The following is a 1,864-nucleotide window of genomic DNA, read 5'->3' as shown; positions in this document are numbered from 1 at the left end:
AAGAAGTCAATAAATTTTGTACGGCATCCTGAACAGAGCAACAACCGGTAGCAATACCGATTAACAATACTTTTACAATGAAGAGTTTGATCCTGGCTCAGGATGAACGCTAGCTACAGGCTTAACACATGCAAGTCGAGGGGCAGCATTAAAGTTTGCTTGCAAACTTTAGATGGCGACCGGCGCACGGGTGAGTAACACGTATCCAACCTGCCGATAACTCGGGGATAGCCTTTCGAAAGAAAGATTAATACCCGATGGTATATTTTCACCGCATGGTGAAACTATTAAAGAATTTCGGTTATCGATGGGGATGCGTTCCATTAGGCAGTTGGTGAGGTAACGGCTCACCAAACCTTCGATGGATAGGGGTTCTGAGAGGAAGGTCCCCCACATTGGAACTGAGACACGGTCCAAACTCCTACGGGAGGCAGCAGTGAGGAATATTGGTCAATGGGCGCGAGCCTGAACCAGCCAAGTAGCGTGAAGGATGACGGCCCTATGGGTTGTAAACTTCTTTTATATGGGAATAAAGTTTGGTATGCATACCATTTTGTATGTACCATATGAATAAGGATCGGCTAACTCCGTGCCAGCAGCCGCGGTAATACGGAGGATCCGAGCGTTATCCGGATTTATTGGGTTTAAAGGGAGCGTAGGTGGATTGTTAAGTCAGTTGTGAAAGTTTGCGGCTCAACCGTAAAATTGCAGTTGAAACTGGCAGTCTTGAGTACAGTAGAGGTGGGCGGAATTCGTGGTGTAGCGGTGAAATGCTTAGATATCACGAAGAACTCCGATTGCGAAGGCAGCTCACTGGACTGTTGACTGACACTGAGGCTCGAAAGTGTGGGTATCAAACAGGATTAGATACCCTGGTAGTCCACACAGTAAACGATGAATACTCGCTGTTTGCGATATACAGCAAGCGGCCAAGCGAAAGCATTAAGTATTCCACCTGGGGAGTACGCCGGCAACGGTGAAACTCAAAGGAATTGACGGGGGCCCGCACAAGCGGAGGAACATGTGGTTTAATTCGATGATACGCGAGGAACCTTACCCGGGCTTAAATTGCATTTGAATATAGTGGAAACATTATAGCCGCAAGGCAAATGTGAAGGTGCTGCATGGTTGTCGTCAGCTCGTGCCGTGAGGTGTCGGCTTAAGTGCCATAACGAGCGCAACCCTTATCTTCAGTTACTAACAGGTCATGCTGAGGACTCTGGAGAGACTGCCGTCGTAAGATGTGAGGAAGGTGGGGATGACGTCAAATCAGCACGGCCCTTACGTCCGGGGCTACACACGTGTTACAATGGGGGGTACAGAAGGCCGCTACCTGGTGACAGGATGCCAATCCCAAAAACCTCTCTCAGTTCGGATCGAAGTCTGCAACCCGACTTCGTGAAGCTGGATTCGCTAGTAATCGCGCATCAGCCATGGCGCGGTGAATACGTTCCCGGGCCTTGTACACACCGCCCGTCAAGCCATGAAAGCCGGGGGTACCTGAAGTACGTAACCGCAAGGAGCGTCCTAGGGTAAAACTGGTAATTGGGGCTAAGTCGTAACAAGGTAGCCGTACCGGAAGGTGCGGCTGGAACACCTCCTTTCTGGAGCGATGCCGTAACATATGACTTTTAAATTAACCTCACGGTTAATGAGGTTCTGTTTTTATTGTACTACTGGTACTTGTTTATTTATAAAATATAGATCAACCATCTATAGAAGTATAGATAGAGATAAACAAGAGAAAAAAGAAGCCGAGTCTAACAGAAGGTAGACAAGGTTGAACTAGTCCTATAGCTCAGTTGGTTAGAGCGCTACACTGATAATGTAGAGGTCGGCAGTTCAACTCTGCCTGGGACTACCC

General features: G+C 48.1%; 1 tRNA gene and 1 rRNA gene. Both read left to right on the top strand.

The features are described 5' to 3' along the window. The first annotated feature begins 74 nt into the window (after positions 1–74). Positions 75–1,604 (top strand): 16S ribosomal RNA (locus AB5443_RS25200). A 183-nt stretch (positions 1,605–1,787) separates the two neighbouring features. Then, positions 1,788–1,861 (top strand) — tRNA-Ile (locus tag AB5443_RS25195). Positions 1,862–1,864: the final 3 nt, after the last annotated feature.

It is taken from the genome of Bacteroides sp. RTP21281st1_H5_RTP21281_210402, from assembly GCF_040918965.1.
GTDB lineage: Bacteria > Bacteroidota > Bacteroidia > Bacteroidales > Bacteroidaceae > Bacteroides > Bacteroides congonensis.
This window is presented reverse-complemented; position numbering and strand designations above follow the sequence as displayed.